This is a genomic window from Streptomyces sp. NPDC054765, assembly GCF_053612065.1.
This window is the reverse complement of record NZ_JBSHBP010000002.1, coordinates 213425-231707: the sequence shown is the minus strand read 5'-3', so window position 1 is coordinate 231707 and position 18283 is coordinate 213425. Positions and strand designations below refer to the sequence as shown.

The window sequence follows — 18283 nt, the reverse complement described above, 5'->3', positions numbered from 1 at the left end:
GGGCCTCACCGCCGGCGCCCGGCGGCGGGAGAGGTGGTGATCAGCGGCCCCGGCCCCTTGACGTGCCGGATGCGGGGCGCGCTCTCCATCGCCCGTACGCCGGGCAGCGCCGAGACCTGGGTCGTCAGATACGTGTAGAGCGCGCCGACGCTCTGGCACATCACGGACGCGAAGAGGTTGTGGGGCCCGGTGGTGGCGCAGGCGAAGGCGACCTCGGGGTGTGCCGCCAGGGCCTCGCCGGTGGCGGCGAGTTCGGCGGGCGCGACGGACAGCCAGAGGGCGACCATCACGCCGTAGCCGAACTGCCGCAGGTCGTAGTCCACGTCGTAGTAGAGGACACCGTCCGCGCGCAGCTCCGCGAGCCGGCGGCGGACGGTGGTGGGCGACCAGCCGGTGACGGCGGCGAGCCCGCCCAGTGGTGCACGGCCGTCGCGGGCGAGCGCGTCGAAGAGCCGGCGGTCGGCGTCGGTGAGCGTCACCGGGGTGGCCGGCGGGTCCGGTGGCGGCGGGCTCAGTGCGGCGATCTGGGCGTCGGTGAGCGCCCCGGACTTGCTGATCAGGCTCTGCGGGCCGCCGAAGAACTCATGGAGCAGACAGTGCGCGGTGACGCCGACGACGCTCGGGGTGCGCGGCAGTTTCTGCAGCAGCAGCGCATCGCTGTGGTCGCTGCTCGCCGCGCGGCAGACCGCGCTGATCTCGGTGCCGCCGGACATCAGACTCACCCAGGACGTGTCCGAGCGACGGGCCAGCGCCTCGGCGACGGAGACGGCGGCGTCCGGCGTGCACTGGACCCGCACCAGCCATTCGACTTCGCCCAGCGCCTGGGCGTCGGCCAGCCCCAGCACCTTGAGCCCGCCGGTGGTGCGGTGCCGGGTGTAGCGCCGGGCGACGGTCTGGTCGGAGACGCCGAGCACGGCGGCGATCCGGCTGAACGGCGCCCGGCCGTCCAGCTGCAGCGCATGCACCAGCCGGCGGTCGAGGGGGTCGAAGCCGGTGGGGGCGCCGAGGGGGTGGGCGGTGACTCTCCCCTGGACCGTTCCGTCGGACTTCCGGTCGGACTTCCGGTCGGACTTCCCGTCGGACTTCCCATCGGACATTCCGTCGGACTTCCCATCGGACTCTCCGTCGGTTTTCACCATTCGAGGCTAGCGCGTGTCGGAATGCGCCGCCGGGAACCCGGTGGCTGGGAGAGCGGGCGGCGCGGGCCGCACGGTGGCGTCGGCACCACGGGGCGGTGCCGCAGCGCGCCGCCCCGGCAACACGAGTGGAGGAAAGATCATGGGGAGCGCACCGGAGCGGGGGACCGCGGTGGGCGGCCGGGCGGCGGGCACGGGCGGCAGACCGGGTGACGGACCGGGCGGCGGCGGACCGGGTAACGGACCGGGCGGCGGTAGACCGGGCGGCGGCGGACCGGATGCGGGCCCGGAGGGCGGCCGGGCCGGGAGGTGGTGGCCGCTGGTCGCCATCACCCTCGGCAACTTCCTGCTGCTGGTCGATGTGACGATCGTGAACACCGCGCTGCCCCGGATAGCCGACGGCCTGGGCGCCTCCTTCACCTCTCTCCAGTGGGTGATGGACATCTATGCGCTGGCGCTGGCCGCGCTGCTGATGGCGGCGGGCTCGGCCGCGGACCTCTTCGGGCGGCGCCGGCTGTACGTGGCCGGGCTGACGCTGTTCGCACTCGCCTCGCTGGCCTGCGGTCTGGCCCCGGACGCGGGCCTGCTGGTCGCGGCCCGCGCCGTGCAGGGCATGGGTGCGGCGGCGATGTTCGCCACCAACACCCCGCTGCTGATGGCGGCTTATCAGGGCCGGGACCGCGGTGTGGCGTTCGGCGTCTGGGGCGGCACCAGCGGCGCCGCCGCCGCGATCGGCCCCGTACTGGGCGGCCTGCTCACCGAATACGTGGACTGGCGGGCGATCTTCCTGGTCAATCTGCCGCTGACCGCCGTCGCGGTGTGGATCACCCTGCGCCGGGTCCAGGAGTCGTACGGCGGCCTCCCCCGGTCCCGGACGAATTCGGCCGGGCAGACCCCCGTCGCCCGTATCGACTGGCCGGGCGCCGCTTCCTTCACGGCCTGCGCGGGCGCGCTGACGTACGGGCTGATCCGCGGCGGCGAGCAGGGCTGGACCGAGGCCGGGACGCTCGCCTCGCTCGGCGGCGCGGCGCTCGCACTGCTGGTGTTCGTCGCCGTCGAGCGGCGGGTGCGCCGGCCGCTGCTGGACCTGCGGCTGCTGCGCCGGCCGTCGTTCGCGGTGCTGATGGCGGCGGCACTGCTGCTGCAGGCCGCGGCGTTCCCGTATCTGTCGTTCGTGGGGCTGTGGCTGCAGAACATCGTCGGCCTGAGCCCGGTGCAGGGGGGTCTCGCGGTGACACCGATGGCGCTGATGTCCCTGCTGGTCGGCGCGCTGGGCGGCAGGCTGCTGCAGCGGATGGCACCCCAACTCCCGGTCGGGGCCGGCATGTTGCTGGTCGGGGCCGGGGCGCTGCTGCAGTACGCGCTGCTGGACGACGGCTCCGGGTGGGCGGCGCTGGTCCCCGGGCTCGCGATGAGCGGGCTGGGCATCGGGATGGCGATGCCGGTCCTGGTCTCGGCGGCGCTCGGCGCGGCGCCCCCGCAGCGGGCGGGCATGGCGAGCGGCGCCGTGAACACCTTCCGGCAGCTGGGCTACGCCCTGGGCATCGCGGTCCTCGGCACCGTCTTCTCCTCCGCACTGCACGGCGCCGTACGGCCCGGCGCCTCCCGTACGGCCGTCGGGGCCGCCTATGTCTCCGGGCTGACGGACATCCTGCTGATCTCCGGGGTGGTGGCCCTGGCGGGCGGACTGCTGGTCCTTGCGGTGGTACGGCGCGGGGAGGGCGGTGACGGTCCGGCCGACCGACACGAGCGGCGGGCCGCGGCGGGGGCCGGGAACGGGGCCGGGGAGGGATCCGCGGCGGGATCCGGGGAGGGATCCGCGGCGGGATCCGCGGCGGCTCCAGTGCGGGCGGGTGCGCGAGCGGAGGCATAGCCGCGACGGAACACGCCCCTGCGCGGGTCGGCACCCGGAACCGTACGGCCGTACGCGGTTCCGGGTTGCCGCCCTGGGCCCTGCGACGAGCTTCCCCGTGTGCGCATACCCAAGTCAATCCTCGGGTTTCCTTCCAAATCCCTTAGAAAGAGCTTGGGTTGACGGCTACCGTGCACGCGTGACCCTCGACGATCTGCGCGTCTTCGTGGCCGTCTGCGAGGCAGGCAGTCTCAGTGCCGTCGCCCGTGAGCTCGGATGCACCCAGTCGGCCGTGAGCCAGCGCATCAAACGCCTCGAACGGGAGGCGGGCATCGGCCTGTTGGAGCGCCGGCCGCGCGGTGTGGCGCCGACCCAGGCGGGCCGGATCCTGCACCGCGCGGCGGCGGACGGCATCGGCGGGCTGGACCTGGCACTGCGCCGGCTGGCCGATCTGCGCGCGGGCGACGGCGGCACGGTCCGGGTGACCACCGGCGCCACAACCGTCCGGCACTTCATGTCCGAGGCCGTGGTCGCCTTCCGCGCCCGCCATCCGCACGTCAACCTGGAGTTCCAGACCGAGAGTTCCAGCCGGCGCTGCTTCGAGGCCGTCGCGGACGGCGGCTCCGAGCTGGCCTGGATCACCATAGGGCCGCCGGTACGCGGCATCGAGCAGCATCCGGTGGTCCGGCTGCCCTGGGTGCTCGCCGTACGCGCCGATGACCCGCTGGCCGGCCGGGAGCGGATCGAGCCCGAGGAGCTGGCCGGTATCCGGCACATCCGGCTGCCGGAGAACTCCACCTCCCGTATGCGCCTCGACGGACACCTCGGTCACCGGGAAGCCGGCCCCGTCCCGCCCCCGAGCACCACCAGCGTCGCCGACTGGGACACCGCCCTGCTGCTCGCCGAACTCGGCGTCGGCCATGCGGTCGTCCCCCAACTGCCGGGCCTGCACGCCGCCGCCCATCCGGCACTGCGGCTGATCCCGGTCGCCGCGCTGCCCCCACTGGCCACCGGCTGGGCGGTGCGCCAGTGGGAGGCGCTGAGCCCGGCGGCGGTGGCGTTCGCCGAGACGGTCACCGCGTGCCTGGGCGGCGGCGACACGGAGCGCCTCAGGCCCTGACCACCGGCTCCTGGATCTCGGTGACCCAGTTCTCCTGGTCCGGCGGGCACTCCGGATACCGCTCGCGGGCGTACCCGGCGGAGCGGTAGCCGTTGGCGCCGATCCAGTGCGCGAGGTTCTGGGCGGCGCCTCATGGGTGATCACCCTCCCCTCGTGGACGCGGATGGCGTCGCCGGCCGGGGCTGCGACCGGGTCGGTAGGGGCCGGGCGCAGCAGCCCGGTCGCGTCGTAGTGGCCCGGTCGCGTCGTAGTGGCGCAGCATGCGGGCCGGCACACGGCCGTACTGGGCGGAATCTCCGATGGTGAAACTGACGCCTTCCAGTGGAGTGCTCTCCCCAGTGTCAAGGTCAAGCGCGGCGGTCCACGGATGAGGGACGGTCCGGCGGACGCGGGACACGGCGACGGGCCAGGACTCGCACCGGAGCCGTGCCGCAGCCGTGCCGTACCCGCTCCGGAGCCGCGCCGGCACCGCCCCGGGCCCACGCCCGGCCGGCACCCGGCCGGCGCCGGGTCCTCCGCCGCAGCTGGACGGACCGCGCCTCAGCCGCACGGACCGCGCCTCAGCGTCACCATCACCGCACAATCGGCCACCGGACACCAGCATCGCGTCAAGTAGCGTCCACAACCCGTCAATGACGCGTCAGCGGACGGCGGAGTGCCCCGTTCCCCGGGAATAGCGTCAGGGCCGAGCCCCGGCATACGCGTTTCCCACCGGTCCGGGGCCGAGGTCCTGTTCGAGGAGCAACGCCGTGTCCCACCTCCTGTACGCGGAAGATCCCGAGCCTGCCGATCGTGTCCCGGCCGGGCTTCTCTTCGTCCCTGTCCGGTCGGGCCCCGCGGGCTGCACGGCCCGCCTGTTCCGCACTCCGCTCGGCGGCCGTACCGCCGTCGGCTTCACCTCGCCCCAGCGCCTCGCCGCGGCCCTCGGCAGCGACCAGCCCTGGGTCAGGCTCTCCGAGCCCGCGCTGCGTGCACTGGCCGAACCCGTCGGAGCGACGGTCCTGACCGTCGATCCGCGGTTCGCCCCGGCCATTCCCCGTGGTCACCACCTACAGGCCGTCTGAGGGAGGGGCATCCACCATGAGCCACAGCACACTGCCCCGGACCGCCCACGGCGCCGCCGCCCCGTCGCCGGCCACCGCCGTGGCGACCCCACGGCCCGGTGCCACCCGGCAGCCGTCCGGCGGCGAACCGCTGTCCATCTGGCCCGCTTCCACGGCGCCGCTCGGGCAGGACGACCTCGCCGTGGGCGGCGTCCCGCTCACCGAGGTCGCCGACCGCTTCGGCACCCCCGCCTATGTCCTGGACGAGGACGAGGTGCGCCACCGCTGCCGCGCCTACCTACGGGCCTTCCCCGATGCCGAGGTCTTCTACGCCGCCAAGGCGTTCCTGTGCCGTGCCATGGCGCACTGGGTGCGGGAGGAGGGGCTCGGCCTGGACGTCTGCTCCGCCGGCGAACTGGAGCTGGCCGTCACCACCGGCTTCCCGCCCGAGCGGATCGTGCTGCACGGCAACGCCAAGAGCCCGGCCGACCTGCGGGCCGCGCTACGGCTCGGCGTCGGCCGGATCGTCATCGACAGCACCTCGGAGATCGCCCGGCTGGCCGCCGCGGTCCCGGCGGGCAGCCGGCAGCGGGTGCTGATCCGGGTCGTGCCGGGCATCGCCGCCGGCGGCCACGCCAAGATCCGTACCGGGACGGACGACCAGAAGTTCGGGCTGTCGATCACCGATGGCTCCGCGCAGCACGCCATCGCCCGCATACTCAGTCAGCCACGGCTCGAACTGGTCGGCCTGCACTGCCACTTGGGCTCGCAGATCACCACTGTGAAACCCTATCTGTCGGCCGTACGCCGGCTGATCGGCCTGCTGGCCCGGATTCACGAGCAGCACGGCATCACGCTGCCCGAGCTGGACCTCGGGGGCGGCCACGGCGTCGCCTACCGCCCCGGCGAGCCCGTGCTCGACCTCTCCTCGCTCAGCGTCAAGATCCGTGCCGAACTGGCCGGCGGCTGCGCGGCGGCCGGGCTGCCGGTGCCACGCCTCGCCGTGGAACCGGGCCGCGCCATCGCGGGCCCGGCCGGCGTCGTCCTCTACCGGGTACTGTCCGTCAAACGGACCGGTGCGCACACCTTCGTGGCGGTGGACGGCGGGATGAGCGACAACCCGCGGCCCGCGCTGTACGGGGTGCGCTATGCGCCGCGGCTGGTCGGCCGCCGCCCGTCCGCCGCGCCGGAACCGGTCACCGTGGTCGGACGGCACTGCGAGGCCGGTGATGTGCTCGCCGCCGATGTCCCGCTGCCCGGCGACATCCGTCCCGGCGATCTGCTGGCCGTCCCCGTCGCCGGTGCGTACCACCTCTCGATGGCCTCCGGTTACAACCTCGTCGGCCGGCCGCCGGTCGTCGCCGTCACCGAAGGGCGGGCCCGCCTTCTCGTGCGGCGCGAATCCCTCGCGGACATCCAGGAGCGGGACATCGGGCTGTGAGGCCCGAGGGCCCGCCGGCCGCCCCGCGTTCCCGGGGGTGGCCGGCGGGCCCTCGTCGGCATGCGTCCCTCTGACAGCTCCCGCGGTTTCCACGGCTCTCACGGCTCTCACGGCTCTCACGGTTGCCACGACTCTCATGGCTGCCACGGCTCTCACGGTTGCCACGACTCCCATGGCTCCCACGACTCTCATGGTTGCCACCAGCCACAGATTCCCCAGTTTTCGTGTATGGTGAATGCATTATTTGTAGGATGACCGGGTGATCGGGCAAGGGGGATTTCGGCGATGGCGCTGCAGGCAGCGGGACGGCAATCCCTCGTGGACACCGTCGTCGACGCCCTGCGGTCCCAACTGGCGGCCGGGGAGTGGCGGGTGGGCTCCCGCATCCCCACCGAGCACGCGCTCGCCGAGCAGCTCCAGGTCGGCCGTAACACCGTCCGTGAGGCGGTGCGGGTGCTCGTGCATGCCGGGATGCTGCGCTCACGGCAGGGCGAGGGCACCTTCGTCGTCTCCACCGCGGACCCGGGCGAGATCATGCGCGGCGTCCAGCGGGCCGGTATCCGCGACGTACTGGAGCTGCGGATCGCCCTGGAGGCGGAGGCCGCCCGGCTGGCCGCGCTGCGCCATCGGCCCGCCGACCTGGAGCGGATGCGGGCGGCCCTGGATGCCCAGACCGAACTGGCGGACGCGGAGGGCCAGCCCCACTCCGACAGCCTGGAGCTCTATGCCGATCACGACATCGCCTTCCACAAGGCCGTCGTCGAGGCCGCGCACAACACCGCGCTGACGGCGACCTACGGCTGGTTCAGCAGCTCCGTAAAGGAGTCGCTGGTCAACTACCTCGACGACCGGGCGATGCCGAAAATCGTGCACGGCGATCATGTCGCGGTGATGGACGCGATCGCGGCGGGCGACCCGGAGGCCGCTCAACAGGCCATCCGCGACCTGCTGGAGAAGCCGAAGCGGGCCGTGGAGGCCCTGCTGGAAACCCGCTGATCCACGTTCGTTCCCCGCGATCCACGTTCGCTCCCCGTGATGCACGCTCGTTTCCCGCGATCCACGTTCGTTTCCCACGACCCACGTTCGCTCCGCGTGACGCACTTTCGTTTCCCTCGATCCACGTTCGTTCCGCGCGATCCGCGCTCTTTTCCCGCTTCTCGCGCCCTCTTCTCTCCCCCCGTTTCTCACTCACCGATCTGCTCTCCGAACACCGATCTCCTTTCTGAACGCACACTCCGATCGCACACCACTCTTGGCGAGGTACGCACGTATGGCAGGGCCCACGTTCGACGCACCCCTGATAGACGCTGAGGAAGATCTGGTCGCGGCACCGCCGGTCGCCGCGGCCCGCCGACGGCTGCGGGCTCACCCGGCCCTGCTCATGGCCGGAATCATCCTGGCCGCGCTCAACATGCGGGCGGCGCTGGCCGGGGTCTCGCCGTTGCTCAGCGAGATCGGCCGGCACTTCCGGCTGACCGCGACCGCCAGCAGCCTGGTGACGACCATCCCGCTGATCTTCATGGGCCTCGGCTCGATCCTCGCGCCGAAACTGGCACGTCGCTGGGGCACGGAGGCGGCACTGTGCGGGGCACTGGTGGCACTGTGCGGCGGCATCGTGCTGCGGATCGCCCCGCCGGTGGTCGCACTGTTCGTCGGGTGTGCGGTGGTCGGTGCCTCGATAGCCCTGCTGAACGTGCTGATGCCGGGCCTGATCAAGCGGGACTTCCCCGAGCATGCGGCAAGCATGACGGCGTTGTACTCGACCGCGATGATCCTGGGTGCGACCGTCTCGGCCGCCTCCGCGGTCCCGCTGGAGAGTGCACTCGGCAGCTGGCAGGGTGCACTGGTCTCCTGGTCGCTGCTGGCCGCCGTCGCCGCGGCCGTCTGGATCCCGCAGACGGTCATGGCCCGGCGGGGCACCCGCCATGGCGCGGCCGCGGCCACCCCGCTCCACGTCAGCGAGGACGGACCGAAGCTCAGCCGCTCCGCGCTGGCCTGGCAGGTCACGCTCTTCATGGGCTCGCAGTCGCTGATCGCGTACGTGAACATCGCCTGGATGCCGACGATCTTCACCGATCACGGCCTGGGCAAGGGCGAGGCGGGCCTGGTCTTCGCCTTCAGCACGCTGCTGCAGATGGTCGGTTCGTTCATCGTGCCGCTGCTGGCGGGTCGGATGCGGCGTCAGCGGATGCTGGGTGTGGCCGTGTCCGCGCTGATGGCCTGCGGTGTCATCGGGCTGCTGGTGGCGCCGGTGGCCGGTGCCTGGCTGTGGGCCGCGTTCCTCGGCATCGGGCAGGGCGGCGCACTGGGCCTGGCCCTCACGATGATGGTGCTGCGCTCCGACAACGCCCACACCGCTGCCCGCCTCTCCGGCATGGCCCAGGCCGGCGGGTACCTTCTGGCCGCCGTGGGGCCGCTCGCCATGGGAGCACTGCACCAGGTCACCAACGGCTGGACCCTGCCCCTCCTGCTGCTGATCGTGGTCTGCGCCGGCCTGGCCCTGTTGGGCTTGGGCGCGGGGCGGGACCAGCGGATCGGGGTACCGGCTGACCCGCGGATCGGGGTACCGGCGGACCGGCGCTGAAGTCGGCCGGCGCGCCGCCCGCCGGCGACTGGCTCTGCTTCGTCACCGTCAAACCGGGCGGCACCCGCCTCACCGCCGGCTACCGGGAGCATCTGCGGAACGTGGCGGAACGTGCAGGAGTTCAAGACCGTCGGCGGGGCACCGGAAGCAGCGACGGGAGCGACGGGAGCGACGACGGGACCTGGCTCGGCGTTCACCCTCAGCTCAGTGAGGGTTGAGGGTGAGGGTTGTGACCCGTCCGCCTCGCCGACCCGCCGCGCCGCGCCGCGCCCCGCCGCGCCCGGAGCGTCGTTTACTCCTCGCCCGCCAGGGTGAGCGCCTTCAGACGGCGGGCGGCGTACCAGCCGGCGAGGGCCGTGAGCGCCACCAGCAGGCCGACCGCCAGCGGCAGTTGGACATCGGACGTGATCGCGCCCTCCGCGGCCGCCTTCTGGCCGACCGCCAGCGCCCACTGCTGGATGCTGAGGGTCTTCGCACCGGGGACGAGGGTGCCCACCAGCGCCTCCCAGACCAGGGCGTAGACCAGGCCGAACACGACGGCGTGCCGGGTGATCGTGCCGAAGAGGAGGAACAGGGCGCTGTAGGCGACCGATGCGACGGCCGCAGCCACGGCGTATCCCACGGCCATCTGCTGGCTGTTGCCGTTGAGGAGGAAGCCGGCGAGCAGGACGGGGAGGGCCGAGAAGGCGACCGTGACGCCTATCGCGACCAGGAGTTTGGTGAAGATGATCGTCGGCCGGGACACCGGCTTGGCCAGGAGATAGACCACCGAGCCGTCGTCGATCTCCGGGCCGATCGCGCCCGTACCGGCGATGACACCGATCAGCGGCACCATCGTGCCCAGAGCGAAGCCGCCGAGGATGCCGCCGGCGGTGGAGTCGTCGGCGCCGGCCAGCACACGGACGGCGACCGCGAGCACCACCAGCAGAGCGGGCAGCACGAAGAGGATCAGGGCCCGCCGCCGGCCGAGCAGGGCACGGTAGGTGAGCCGGGCGACGGTCGGGTGGAACAGTGAGGCCTTGGGCGCGCCGGGGGTCACGGGCTTGGCCGTCGGAGTGGTCGTGGACATGCGTCAGGGCTCCTTTCAGGCCTCAGGCCGCTACGAGGTAGGAGAAGACGGATTCCAGCGACTCGTCGGAGGGCGAGACCGTCAGAAGGCGGATGCCGTGGTCGCGGGCGACCCGCGGCAGGAGTTCGGTGAAGCGGCCGAAGTCGACCGCCTGGATGCGCAGCGCGCCTTCGGCGAGGTCCACCTCGATGCCGGACGTCGAGGGGTCGGCGATCAGCGCACCGGCCAGCGCCCGGTCGTTGTCGGACCGGACCAGATAGCGGTGCGGGCGGTCCGTCATCAGTCGGCGGATCTTGCGGAAGTCACCGGAAGCGGCATGCCGCCCGGCCACCACCACCTCGATGTGTGAGGCGAGTTGCTCGACCTCTTCGAGGATGTGCGAGGAGAACAGGACCGTACGGCCCTCGTCGCCCATCCGCCGCAGCAGCTCCATCAGCTGCATCCGCTGGCGGGGGTCCATACCGTTGAAGGGCTCGTCGAGCAGCAGCACGGACGGGTCGTGGACCAGCGCGGACGCCATCTTCACGCGCTGCCGCATGCCCTTGCTGTACGTCGAGATCTTGCGGTCCTGGGCGTGCTCCATCTCGACGGTGGCCAGGGCCCTGGCCGCCTCCGCCCGGCCGAGGCCGTGCAACTCCGCATTGGCGAGGACGAATTCGCGCCCCGTGAGGAAGTCGTACATCGCCTCGCGCTCCGGAACGATGCCGATGTGGCGGTAGATTCCGGCGTTGCGCCAGATCGTCGTCCCGTCGAGGGTGACGGAGCCGTTGGAGGGCGCGAGGAAGCCGCCCATCATGTTGATGAGGGTGGATTTGCCGGCGCCATTGGGGCCGAGCAGGCCGGTGACGCCGGGGCCGATGGTCATCGTGATGTCGTTGACGGCGACGACATTGCCGAACCAGCGCGAGACATGGTCGATGGTGAGAGTGCTCATGGGCGCAGCCCATTCCTTCGGAGGGTGGTGGTCGGGCCGGGGGTGCCGGCCGGCCGGAACCGGCGGCGGGAGGTGGTCACAGTCCGGCCTTCCGGTAGCGGCGCATCAGCAGGCCGTAGCAGCCGGCGATGATGCCCAGCGTGACGAGGAGATAGATGAATCCGGCACCCGTCGACGGCGCCAGGCCGTTGGGGAAGGAGCTGGTGCCGCCGAGGAAGGCCGACTGCACTCCGTCGATCAGCGTGATGGGGGAGAACAGCCCCAGCCAGCCGACGGCGGACTCGTTGCCCTGGACGAAGGAGATCCCCTGGACTGCGCTCACCGCACCGTACGGAATGGTGAGTACGGCGATCACCGCGGCGACGCCGAAGCCCCGCCGGGGTGTGACCGCGGAGACGACCAGGCCGATCCCGGCGAACAGCAGCGAGAGCAGGACCACGGAGACCAGCCCCTGCGCCAGCCCCTTGGTCTGGTCGACGAAGTCCAGCTTCGCCAGCAGCGCCCCGACGTAGAGGACCAGCAGCGGGGCGCCGGTGAGGAGGAACAGGGCGCTCGCCATGGCCGCGAACTTCGATGCCACATAGTCGACCCGCTCGATGGGGCGGGAGAAGTACAGCGGTATGGACTTGAAGCGCAGATCGCGCGAGACCGACTGCGGGGCCTGGGCGGCCAGAAAGAGGCCGATGACGGCCTGGAGGTAAATGGCGTAGCGGGAGTAGCCGACCGGGAGGCTGCTCGCCTTGGTGAACACCGCCACCGCGACCATGATCGCGGCGGGCAGGCACATCACCGCGAACAGCAGCATCGGCAGCACCTTGCTCTTGGCCGAACGGCCCAGCCCGTAGGCGCCGCGCAGGCTCTGGGAGAAGAGCGAGCGGCGGGCGTAGGCCCGGCCCAGGCGGGGGCCGTCGTAGTGGCGGTAGCCGATGTTGTGGATGTAGGCGCCGCCCGGCGCGGCGGTTGCGGACGTCGTGGACGCCGGCGTCATGGGCTCAGGCGACATCGTGGGCGCCTCCGTCCTGGGTGGCGTGCGGGGCGCCCGGGGCGCCTGCGGTGACGGGGCTGGCAGGGGTGACGGGGGCGGCGGGGGTGGCGGGGGTGGCATGCGCCGCGTCCGCGTCGCGGAAGACCTCGGCGATCCGGTGCCGGCGCTGTTCCATCCGGATCAGGCCGAGGCCGAGGCCGGCGACGGTGTCCCGTACCAGGTCGTAGGTCTCCTCACCGGCCGTCTCCACGTACAGGAGGTGTCCGGCGGAGGCGAGGCTCTCCGAGCCCGCGGCGCCGGTGGTCACCGTGGCTCCTGCGGCGGCCAGGGCCGCGCGCAGCGCTCCGGTGCCGTCCGGATGGGCGTCGGAGTCCGTGACCTCGACCGCCAGCGAGGTCGTGACCTGCGTGAACTCATCGGTAGAGGAGGAGCGCAGCAGTGCGCCGCCGTCGATGACGACGACATGGTCACAGGTGCGCTCCAGCTCGCCGAGGAGGTGGGAGGTCACCAGGACGGAGATCCCGAAGTCGGTGTGAACGCGCCGGATCAGGCCGAGCATCTCGTCCCGCCCGGCCGGGTCGAGGCCGTTGGTGGGCTCGTCGAGGAACACCAGCTGTGGGTCGTGGACCAGCGCCTGGGCCAGCTTCACCCGCTGCTTCATGCCCGTCGAATAGCCGCCGATGGGGCGGTAGCGCTCCTCGTAGAGGCCGACATGGCGCAGGGTGTCCGCGGTGCGCTCACGGGCGGCGGCCGGCGGCAGACCGGACATCCGGGCCATGTGCACGACGAATTCGGTGGCCGAGACGTCCGGCGGCAGGCAGTCGTGCTCGGGCATGTAGCCGACCCGCTCACGAATGGTGCCGCCGTCCTTGGTCACGTCCAGGCCGAGAACATGCGCGGTCCCTTCGGTGGCCGGGGCCAGTCCGAGAAGGATCTTGATCAGGGTGGACTTGCCGGCACCGTTGGCACCCACCAGGCCCGTTACGCCGGGGGCGATGTCAAGGGAGAGCCGGTCCAACGCGGTCACCCGCGGGTACCGCTTGCTCAGGCTTTCGGTCACGATCACAGTCACGTCCTCGACGGTAGTGGCGCCGGCCACACCGGTCGTCAGACCAGACGATGGGATGTGCCTCCCCCTGCGGTATTACGTGCCCGTAGGGGTCTCCTGCTGGGAGCGGTCCCGGCGTCGGGGTGCGGCGCATGCCCGTACACCCTCTTGACGCAGCCGCCGGTCATTGTCAGATTCATCGGTGCCAAGTTACGGACACGTACCGCGATGCACCCCTCACGGACGGACGGGGTGGCGATGGCCTCAGGCACCACAGCGACCGCACCGCCTTCACCAACTTCCGCGTACCGCTGCAGTTCTTCCCGACCCACCGCGAGCTGGCGCCGGGGATGGCCTTCATCCTCGACATGGAGTGCATCTGCGGTTGATGCGGCCGGCGTCGACACCCGCTCCGGGCACCAGACCGGTGACGCGCCCTGATCCGACGGGGAGTCGTGTGGCGACAGCCGGAGCCTTTTCCTTCCGACGGCCGGGACCTGTCCCGACGGCCGGGACCTGTCCCGGCCGTACCGCCGTACCCACTCTTGAGTTGTCAAAGATCAGGCGGTGCGCGGCCCCACCGCGCCCTTCGGCTACGTCAACTGACCGGATCCGGAAGCCAGTTGCCGTGGAAGCCGTACGGCACTCGCTGCGGGAGATGGACCGTGGCAACCGGGTCGGCGGATATGTCTTCCGCGTCCAGTACGACGAGATCGCTGGTGTCGGTGGATGCGTCGTAGACATAGGTGATCAGCCAGCCCGGCCCTCCCGGACGGTCGTCCGCCGGGGCGAACACCGCCTCGGCCGGAGTGCGCCCCGGGCCGAAGTCATGGCGGACGACGCCACCGGTCTGCAGGTCGTAGCGGAGCAGGGCACCGGGCACCGGGCCGCTGTCCGGCAGCTCGCCGGTGGTGGCGTGGCCGAAGCGGGCCGGCAGCCCGGCGAGCCGGTCGTCCACCCTGGGGAACTCGCAGAACCGGTCGTCGAGCTGTTCCTCGGAGACCGTGCCCCGGGCGAGGTCGATCGTCCAGCGCCAGAGACAGGCCGGGGCCCTGCCGCCGTATTCGGCATAACGGGACACATACAGGACGATCCGCTGATCGCCCTCGTCATGGGCGTTCAGGGCGTGGAAGACATAGCAGGGGTCAATGGGCAGCCAGCGGACCTCGCCATAGGGGTCGTCACGCCGCAGCACACCGAGCCGGGCGCCGTACTCCGGGTTCCAGTGGAACGGCATGCCGGGGCGGCTGCGGTCGAAGACCACGGGAAGGTCCATGAAGATGACGTGTCCGGCGGTCAGATGGAAGTCGTGCATCATCGTGAACCCCGGGACATCGATGGGGCGGCTGATCACCAGCTCCCCTGACGCATCGGCGCGGTGGTAGGTGAGATGGGGCGGAGTGGGCCCGCCGTATCCGAAGAAATGCAGCTCGCCGGTGGTGGGGCACGTCTTGGGGTGGGCCGTCATGGCCGTGGTGAGCCGGCCCCCGAAGTCATGGGCGCCGATGGTCTCCAGCTCATGGCCGGGGCGGCAGTCGATTTCATAGGGGAGCGACGACTCGACCAGGGCGAGGGTGCGTCCGGCATGCCGGACGATATGGGTGTTGGCCACACCCGCCGCCAGATTGCGGCGGCCCTGCCCGTCCACCGACCGCACGCCGTCGGTGAAGGTGGAGGTACGGACCCAGCGGTTGCGGTAGGCGACGGCCCGGCCGCCCTCCAGGCGCAGGCCGTGGACCATACCGTCGCCGAAGAACCAGTGAGGAGTGGCGGCGTCCCTCGGGTTGGGGCCGTTGCGGAGGAACCAGCCGGTGAGTTCGGGCGGGATGGTGCCCGTGACCGGGAGGTCGTAGGCGGTCAGCTCGTCCTTCACCGGGGCGAAGTTGCCTGCCATGTGGGGGGCGGGGGCAGAGGATTCGGTTGCGGTGGTCGGGGGTGTGGTGGTCATAAGGCCAGGCCTCCTTGGGCGTCGGACCGCGCGCCGGAGTTCTCCATGAAGCGGGCGCGAGCACGCTCCGGGTAGGCGGCGGTGAAGTGGAAGGGAAGGACGAATCCGGCGATCTGGATGACGATCGAGAAGATGGCGTTCAACTCATAGGCGGAGACGACGGTCTGGGCGATCGCGGTGAGGGTGAAGGACAACGCCCATGCGGCCGTGAGCACCACATTGATGCGGCGGAACAGCGGGGTGCGCCAGACCTCCGGCGGGGCCATCCGTCGCGCGATCGCCATCGTGAAGGGCCGCTGCACGGCGATCGACACCCAGGCGATCAGCGCCAGCCAGCCCATCGAGAGGGCACTGCTGTACAGCTGGAGACCGCTGTCGGGACGGGCGAAGGCCAGCACGCCGAGGGCGGCGAAGAACACGATCGTGCCGTACTCCAGCAGGCGCTGGTCGAGCGAAAGACCCGCGGCCCGGTCGGCGATGAGCAGCGCGACGGATATCGCCAGGGCCGCGAGCGCCCCCCACTGCCAGCCGGCGGAAGACACCCCGGCAAAGACCAGCCACGGAATGAAGCTCCGCAGGTAGTTCATGATTCCCCCTCTTCACTCACGAACCGCGCGCCGCAACGCCGGGACGAGTCGCTGCATCTGCAACACATTCCAACTTCGACATGTCGAAGATAGAACACCCACCTTTGACATGTCAACACTGGAAGGTAAAGTGCCGACCATGAGCCTGAAACATGCCGTGCTGGGCCTGCTGGCCGAAGCACCGGCGAGCGGATACGACCTGATGAAGCTGTTCAACGCCTCGCTTCCGAATGTCTGGCCGGCGACCCAGAGCCAGGTGTACGGCGAGCTCACCAAGCTCACGACCGCCGGCCTCGTCGAGGTCGCCGCCCACGGCCCCCGCGGCCGCAAGGAGTACGCGATCACCGAGGACGGCCTGACGGAGCTGCGCCACTGGCTCACCGAGGTGGAGCCCAGCGGCCCCCAGCGCCATGACGGCTTGCTGCGCGTCTTCTTCCTCGGCATCGTCACGCCGCTCGAAGCACAGACGTTTCTCCTGCATCAGGCCGAACGCGCCGCGCGTACCCGCGCCACGCTCCAGCACATCGAAGAGACCGCGGACTGGGACGAGGAAATGATTTCGGTCTACGGGCGGATCGCCCTGGAGTACGGCCTGCGGATTTCGGCGACCCAGGAGGAATGGGCCCGTTGGGCAGCCGATGAGGTGACCAGCGCAAAGGCGAGAAGGGCGAGCGGACTCGCAAGGGCTCAGCACCCGGAGGACCGGCCGGGCGAAGAGGAGTGACGGGCCGGGCGACGACTGTCGGAGCCACCGGTCCCCCAGGCCGGCGGAACGACGACGGTCAGCGCCGCGCCGCACCTGCCGCAGCCGTCCCGGGCCCGCAAATTCAGGTGCCGTCGCACAGCGCGCGCGGCACGCTGGAGTAGGACCGGCCTGGCATCACCGCCCCCAGAGGGCCGGGCCCGGTGAGCCGCACGCGCCCCTCAGAGCCCCGGCGCACCCCACACCGGGAACCACCGGGCCAGATCCTGCTCGATCGTCAGATCGTCCCCGAGCATCGCCCGCACCTGCAGCTCCAGTGGATTGTCACGCTTCTCGCCGCCTCCCAGGTCCGGGGCGAAGGGGTAGAACGCGCCGCGCTTGTAGAGGTAGACGAGCGCCAGCGACCGCCCCCGCTCATCGCGGAAGCCGACCAGCGAACACAGCAGCTGCGGGCCGAAACCCGCCTCCTCCAGGGACGTGTTGACCGCGTGCAAGTCGTTGACCAGGCCCGCCACGTCCTCCGGCGGATGCCGTGCGAGCAGCCACGTATAGCCGTACGCGTCCTGCGTGAACTCCACCGAACCGTCCAGGAGGGACCGTGCCTCCTCCTGGATACGGGAAAACGTCCCGCCCTCGACGCTCGCGAAACACACCGACCCCAGGCCGGTGGGTTCAAAACCGGCCGCGGCCTGCAGCGTCACCGCGGCGGACGGCAGCGCGAAGAGCTGGTCGAGATCGGGGCGTACCGGCTTGCTGCGGCCGAGGAGGGCATCCAGAAATCCCATGCGCGACTTACTCCTTGCTCGTTACGGCCGGTCTCACTGCATCGTTCTTCACGTCCGTCCTTCACGCCCGTCCTTCACGTCCGTCCTTCACGTCCGTCCTTCACGTCCGCCGCAACTGCACCGTCCATCACGCCCGCCCCAGCTCCGCCGCGATCCTGGCCAGCTGGTCCAGCCGCTGTTCCAGCGTCGGGTGCGAGGACAGCAGACGGCTGAAGCTCTCCTTGTTGAACGCCGGGGCGAAGTAGAAGGCGTTGAACGGCTGGGCCTTGCGCAGATCTTCGGTCGGGATCCGCGCGATCTGGCCGGTGACCTTGGTCAGCGCGGCGGCCAGCGCCGAGGGACGGCCGGTGAGCAGCGCGGCGGCGCGGTCGGCGGACAGCTCGCGGTATCGGGACAGCAGCCGGGTCAGCAGGAAACTGATCGCGTAGACGACCACGCTCACGGCGGTCACGATGAGCACGGCGATGGCCGCGTTCTGGTCACGGTTGTTGCGGCCGATGCCGCTCCACAGCGCGGCCCGGGTGATGATCCCGGCCAGTACGCCGAGGAACGAGGCGATGGTCATCACCGCGACATCGCGGTGCGCGACATGCGAGAGCTCGTGGGCGAGCACCCCCTCCAGTTCCTCCGGCTCCAGCCGTCTGAGCAGTCCGGTGGTGGCACACACCATCGAGTTCTTCTGGTTGCGGCCGGTGGCGAACGCGTTCGGCACATCCGACTCGGCGATCGCGACCCGCGGCTTGGGCATGTCGGCCAGCGCACACAGCCGGTCGACGGCGCCGTGCAGCTCGGGTGCCTGCTCCGGCGTGACCTCGCGCGCGCCCATGCTGAACGCCGCGATCCGGTCGCTGAACCAGAACTGCGCGACGAAGAGGCCGCCCGCGATCACCAGCACCACCACCCAGGCGCCCTTGAGCAGCACCACCAGCACGCTGACGACGACCACGTACAGCAGCCCGATGAAAAACATCGTCATGACCATGCGTGAGGTCAGCCCGCGGTCCGGGGCGAATCGGGTCTGTGCCATGGTTCCTCCGCAACGCCGCAC

General features: G+C 71.2%; 16 protein-coding genes and 1 pseudogene. 8 read left to right on the top strand and 9 right to left on the bottom strand.

Features of this window, described 5'->3' with window-relative positions:
• Positions 1-5: 5 nt before the first annotated feature.
• Positions 6-1097, bottom strand: coding sequence for an Lrp/AsnC family transcriptional regulator (locus ACWGJY_RS02630; protein WP_453258963.1), 1092 nt, complete (start codon positions 1095-1097; stop codon positions 6-8).
• Positions 1098-1278: 181 nt separating this feature from the next.
• Between ACWGJY_RS02630 and ACWGJY_RS02625 the strand changes: the two genes are divergently transcribed.
• The 6 genes from ACWGJY_RS02625 (at position 1279) to ACWGJY_RS02600 (ending at position 9176) form a co-directional block, all read left to right on the top strand.
• Positions 1279-3009 (top strand): MFS transporter, encoded by a 1731-nt coding sequence (locus ACWGJY_RS02625; protein WP_453258962.1) that lies wholly within the window; start codon positions 1279-1281, stop codon positions 3007-3009.
• Positions 3010-3187: 178 nt separating this feature from the next.
• Positions 3188-4108 carry a LysR family transcriptional regulator gene (locus tag ACWGJY_RS02620; RefSeq protein WP_453258961.1) on the top strand — a complete coding sequence of 307 codons (921 nt, stop codon included), beginning with the start codon at positions 3188-3190 and terminating at the stop codon, positions 4106-4108.
• A 749-nt stretch (positions 4109-4857) separates the two neighbouring features.
• Positions 4858-5172 (top strand): SAV_915 family protein, encoded by a 315-nt coding sequence (locus ACWGJY_RS02615; protein WP_453258960.1) that lies wholly within the window; start codon positions 4858-4860, stop codon positions 5170-5172.
• A gap of 16 nt (positions 5173-5188) precedes the next feature.
• The gene (lysA, locus tag ACWGJY_RS02610; protein WP_453258959.1) at positions 5189-6592 is read left to right on the top strand and encodes a diaminopimelate decarboxylase; all 1404 of its coding nucleotides are present in this window, start codon (positions 5189-5191) and stop codon (positions 6590-6592) included.
• Between the two features lie 285 nt (positions 6593-6877).
• Complete coding sequence (locus ACWGJY_RS02605) at positions 6878-7588, top strand: FadR/GntR family transcriptional regulator (RefSeq protein WP_453258958.1); 711 nt, start codon at positions 6878-6880, stop codon at positions 7586-7588.
• A 274-nt stretch (positions 7589-7862) separates the two neighbouring features.
• A complete protein-coding gene (locus tag ACWGJY_RS02600; protein WP_453258957.1) occupies positions 7863-9176 on the top strand; it encodes a CynX/NimT family MFS transporter in 1314 nt (437 codons plus the stop codon).
• A gap of 292 nt (positions 9177-9468) precedes the next feature.
• Here ACWGJY_RS02600 and ACWGJY_RS02595 read toward each other — a convergent pair whose 3' ends face one another.
• The 4 genes from ACWGJY_RS02595 to ACWGJY_RS02580 form a co-directional block, all read right to left on the bottom strand.
• Complete coding sequence (locus tag ACWGJY_RS02595) at positions 9469-10188, bottom strand: ABC transporter permease subunit (RefSeq protein WP_453259048.1); 720 nt, start codon at positions 10186-10188, stop codon at positions 9469-9471.
• A gap of 79 nt (positions 10189-10267) precedes the next feature.
• Positions 10268-11179: an ABC transporter ATP-binding protein gene (locus tag ACWGJY_RS02590; protein WP_453258956.1), complete on the bottom strand. Its 912-nt coding sequence runs from the start codon at positions 11177-11179 to the stop codon at positions 10268-10270.
• Between the two features lie 76 nt (positions 11180-11255).
• Entirely contained in the window at positions 11256-12167 is a 912-nt protein-coding gene (locus tag ACWGJY_RS02585; RefSeq protein ID WP_453259047.1) for an ABC transporter permease, read from the bottom strand.
• Positions 12168-12171: 4 nt separating this feature from the next.
• Positions 12172-13236 carry an ABC transporter ATP-binding protein gene (locus ACWGJY_RS02580; RefSeq protein ID WP_453258955.1) on the bottom strand — a complete coding sequence of 355 codons (1065 nt, stop codon included), beginning with the start codon at positions 13234-13236 and terminating at the stop codon, positions 12172-12174.
• A gap of 254 nt (positions 13237-13490) precedes the next feature.
• Between ACWGJY_RS02580 and ACWGJY_RS02575 the strand changes: the two are divergent.
• A pseudogene (locus ACWGJY_RS02575) lies at positions 13491-13583 on the top strand (M24 family metallopeptidase); the annotation flags it as partial.
• A 227-nt stretch (positions 13584-13810) separates the two neighbouring features.
• On the opposite strand, the gene ACWGJY_RS02570 reads toward ACWGJY_RS02575, so the two are convergent.
• On the bottom strand, positions 13811-15160 hold the full coding sequence (locus tag ACWGJY_RS02570) for a carotenoid oxygenase family protein (protein WP_453258954.1): 1350 nt from the start codon (positions 15158-15160) through the stop codon (positions 13811-13813).
• Positions 15157-15747: a hypothetical protein gene (locus tag ACWGJY_RS02565; protein ID WP_453258953.1), complete on the bottom strand. Its 591-nt coding sequence runs from the start codon at positions 15745-15747 to the stop codon at positions 15157-15159. Before ACWGJY_RS02565 ends, ACWGJY_RS02570 begins: the two co-directional genes overlap by 4 nt.
• Before the next feature lie 139 nt (positions 15748-15886).
• Between ACWGJY_RS02565 and ACWGJY_RS02560 the strand changes: the two genes are divergently transcribed.
• Positions 15887-16471 carry a PadR family transcriptional regulator gene (locus ACWGJY_RS02560; RefSeq protein ID WP_453258952.1) on the top strand — a complete coding sequence of 195 codons (585 nt, stop codon included), beginning with the start codon at positions 15887-15889 and terminating at the stop codon, positions 16469-16471.
• 200 nt (positions 16472-16671) lie between these two features.
• Here ACWGJY_RS02560 and pspAB read toward each other — a convergent pair whose 3' ends face one another.
• Together pspAB and htpX are read right to left on the bottom strand one after the other, a co-directional pair.
• Entirely contained in the window at positions 16672-17235 is a 564-nt protein-coding gene (pspAB, locus tag ACWGJY_RS02555; RefSeq protein WP_453258951.1) for a PspA-associated protein PspAB, read from the bottom strand.
• A gap of 127 nt (positions 17236-17362) precedes the next feature.
• Entirely contained in the window at positions 17363-18262 is a 900-nt protein-coding gene (gene htpX, locus ACWGJY_RS02550) for a zinc metalloprotease HtpX (protein WP_453258950.1), read from the bottom strand.
• Between the last annotated feature and the right edge of the window lie 21 nt (positions 18263-18283).

Bases quoted from the DNA above. Each gene is read 5' to 3' on its own strand.
- ACWGJY_RS02630 (WP_453258963.1), bottom strand. From the start codon at position 1,097: ATGTCCGATGGGAAGTCCGACGGGAAGTCCGACCGGAAGTCCGACCGG.
- ACWGJY_RS02570 (WP_453258954.1), bottom strand. From the start codon at position 15,160: ATGACCACCACACCCCCGACCACCGCAACCGAATCCTCTGCCCCCGCC.
- ACWGJY_RS02625 (WP_453258962.1), top strand. From the start codon at position 1,279: ATGGGGAGCGCACCGGAGCGGGGGACCGCGGTGGGCGGCCGGGCGGCG.
- pspAB (WP_453258951.1), bottom strand. From the start codon at position 17,235: ATGGGATTTCTGGATGCCCTCCTCGGCCGCAGCAAGCCGGTACGCCCC.
- ACWGJY_RS02605 (WP_453258958.1), top strand. From the start codon at position 6,878: ATGGCGCTGCAGGCAGCGGGACGGCAATCCCTCGTGGACACCGTCGTC.
- ACWGJY_RS02585 (WP_453259047.1), bottom strand. From the start codon at position 12,167: ATGACGCCGGCGTCCACGACGTCCGCAACCGCCGCGCCGGGCGGCGCC.
- htpX (WP_453258950.1), bottom strand. From the start codon at position 18,262: ATGGCACAGACCCGATTCGCCCCGGACCGCGGGCTGACCTCACGCATG.
- lysA (WP_453258959.1), top strand. From the start codon at position 5,189: ATGAGCCACAGCACACTGCCCCGGACCGCCCACGGCGCCGCCGCCCCG.
- ACWGJY_RS02590 (WP_453258956.1), bottom strand. From the start codon at position 11,179: ATGAGCACTCTCACCATCGACCATGTCTCGCGCTGGTTCGGCAATGTC.
- ACWGJY_RS02600 (WP_453258957.1), top strand. From the start codon at position 7,863: ATGGCAGGGCCCACGTTCGACGCACCCCTGATAGACGCTGAGGAAGAT.
- ACWGJY_RS02565 (WP_453258953.1), bottom strand. From the start codon at position 15,747: ATGAACTACCTGCGGAGCTTCATTCCGTGGCTGGTCTTTGCCGGGGTG.
- ACWGJY_RS02560 (WP_453258952.1), top strand. From the start codon at position 15,887: ATGAGCCTGAAACATGCCGTGCTGGGCCTGCTGGCCGAAGCACCGGCG.